The 2,355-nt window shown below is 48.5% G+C and carries 4 protein-coding genes; all 4 read left to right on the top strand.

Features of this window, described 5'->3' with window-relative positions; all coding sequences use genetic code 11:
• A partial coding sequence (locus B3187_RS14750) for a hypothetical protein (protein ID WP_286807230.1) occupies positions 1-589 on the top strand: 589 nt, incomplete at its 5' end.
• A gap of 5 nt (positions 590-594) precedes the next feature.
• On the top strand, positions 595-1,320 hold the full coding sequence (locus B3187_RS14745; RefSeq protein WP_339619173.1) for an RNA-binding domain-containing protein: 726 nt from the start codon (positions 595-597) through the stop codon (positions 1,318-1,320).
• Between the two features lie 252 nt (positions 1,321-1,572).
• Positions 1,573-1,869: a hypothetical protein gene (locus B3187_RS14740; RefSeq protein ID WP_024460555.1), complete on the top strand. Its 297-nt coding sequence runs from the start codon at positions 1,573-1,575 to the stop codon at positions 1,867-1,869.
• Positions 1,870-1,965: 96 nt separating this feature from the next.
• Positions 1,966-2,199 (top strand): hypothetical protein, encoded by a 234-nt coding sequence (locus B3187_RS14735; protein WP_024460554.1) that lies wholly within the window; start codon positions 1,966-1,968, stop codon positions 2,197-2,199.
• Positions 2,200-2,355 lie beyond the last annotated feature (156 nt).

Genomic DNA, 2,355 nt, shown 5'->3' with positions numbered 1-2,355 from the left:
CCTAAAACACTTGACCACTACAACCGCGCTTGGGATCTCGGAGGGGCCAAGGTTTCAGAAAGCATTGGCGAACGAGGGTTTCTATTTAAATGGTGTCTTTAATGCTCCTCCAAAGCTACTGACTAGATCCGCCATTCGGCCAGTAATTGTCGCGTTTAGTCGACAAGATCGTTCGAGCCTTTTTGTTGCTGAGTTGGGGGATGAGAGCCAAGCTGTCGAAATCGCTCAAGCGTTTAGTCGGGGCGATGAGCCGGAGTCGAATTCTCTGTATGAAGGAATGTCGCTTGCGGATGGGAGATTTGATGGCTTCGAAAGCTTGAAGGCGCGGCTTCAGATTGATCGCCTCAAGACCCAATATAATGACTACAAGAGCTTTGCGCTAGGTGAGGTCTCTCTTGAAATAAATTCGGTTCGGTCCAGAGAGTCGTTCGAGCATAAGGACAATTCGATTTATGTGCCAACTGTCGGGACGTCCCTCGTTACCGACAACCTCTCATCGGTGACGATAAAGCATCACAACCTCATTCAGGTTGTTTTGTCGGATGCAGTCAATAGTCAGTACGCTACAGCCTCTTTCGCTCCGAGCTAGGCCTTTTGATATTGCGATCTCTGACGCGTGGGACAGTAATACCGCGGATAACAAAATCTGATCTTTCTCAAGCGCAATTTGCAGTTCCAAGCTTAAAGGAACAGGAGGAAATTGTGCGCTCGCATAGCCAGCTTCAAGCGTTGAGAACGGCTATTGCGAACTTTCAAAGAGAACTCGCTCTGAATCCCGGACGTGCCTCCGCAATCCGGGGGCAAGTAGACGGTATGCTGGAAACGATTGGCGGTCTTACCGAAGCAGATAAGGTCATGAGCTTGGCTCGGGAGGGAGAGTCTGAAACCCTTGAGTTTAAGGAAAGTTTCAGCCTTGATGTACGAAAGGGAACAAAGGAAAAGTACATCGAGCTTTCAGCACTAAAGACAATAGTTGCGTTTCTTAATACGAATGGGGGAGTCCTTTTGATTGGCGTGGCTGACTCGGGAGACATTCCTGGGGTTAGGTGCGAGGTGGAAAAGTTTCACAAGAGCACAGATGCATTCCTGCTACATTTTAAAAACCAGCTTAAGCAACGAGTAGGCGAACAAAATTACCCTTATATTAATCATCGACTGGTGGGGCTCGGTAATGCTAATGTGTTGATGGTTGACTGCAAACCAGCGACCTCTCCGTGCTATCTCGACGGTAAAGAGTTTTATGTTCGCACAAACCCAGCTACGGATAAGCTTGAAGGGCCGAAGCTCGTCGAGTATGTGCAAAATCACTTCAAAAAATAAAATCGTATTATAAAAAGTCAGTTATCACGACAACTTTTCCGTTGCTGCTACGCCCTCATTGCATAGTTACGCGTGTTGGCGGCGCCAGTAAAATCAAAAAAGAGATTGATGAAATAATGTTAAAAAACCGCCAGTTCGATAAGTAGATAACCCCCTCTAGCGTTTTATTTCTGAATTGGTGTCGTTGTCGGATTTGGTGCTTTGTGTTTACAGGGTTTTCGGCAAACAGTGTTGCTCATCAGGGAGCCGGTTATGACAAAAGATGACATAGAGCTGTACCTAAAAGCTAAAGACAAATTCTCCTACGCAAACGTCATATACGCGCTGGCGGTACTGATTGCGGCAATGGCGGCTTTGTCGACCTTCCTGCCGGACTTTCATGATTACACGAAGTATTTAGTGTTGGCGGCGTTCATTATGGGAACCTCCACATACGGCGCAGACTCGCATCGCTATGTCTCAAGGGCAACGCTGCTAAAAGTTCTGGAGCGACAGATCAACGCCGACCCAGAGGCGCTGGAGTACATCGCGCAAAGAAAAGCCCGTTAGTCGCCTCTCTCCATTCCGGACTTAACGTTGGTGACGCTTGACGCTTTGATGTCATGACGCTATAGTGCGTCAATGTCGTTATATCTGGAGAATTCCATGAGCGAGCCATCAAAGCGTTCTACGGTTTATTTTGACCCTCAGTTACATGCGGCGCTGCGGCTGAAGGCGGCGCATACGCACCGCTCCTTATCCGATATCGTTAACGATGCGGTTCGGGCGGCATTGGCGGAGGATCAGGAAGACTTGGCCGCGTTTGAAGAGCGGGTGTCTGAACCAACCATGAGCTATGAGGCGTTGCTGAACGATTTGAAGGCTCATGGCAAACTATAAGCTTGTTTTCAAGAAATCCGTTTCGAAAGACCTTCGCTCAATCCCCAACAAAGATGTTGCTCGCATTCTTCAGCGCGTGGAGGCGTTGCAGGATGATCCTCGCCCAATCGGCAGTGAAAAACTCTCGGGACAGGAGCGTTATCGAATCCGGCAGGG

Origin of the sequence: Marinimicrobium sp. UBA4209 (assembly GCF_002381585.1) — a bacterium.
Lineage (GTDB): Bacteria > Pseudomonadota > Gammaproteobacteria > Pseudomonadales > Cellvibrionaceae > Marinimicrobium > Marinimicrobium koreense.
This window is presented reverse-complemented; position numbering and strand designations above follow the sequence as displayed.

Excerpts from the sequence above, each read along its gene's own strand:
- B3187_RS14740 (WP_024460555.1), top strand. The coding sequence starts at position 1,573 with ATGACAAAAGATGACATAGAGCTGTACCTAAAAGCTAAAGACAAATTC.
- B3187_RS14735 (WP_024460554.1), top strand. The coding sequence starts at position 1,966 with ATGAGCGAGCCATCAAAGCGTTCTACGGTTTATTTTGACCCTCAGTTA.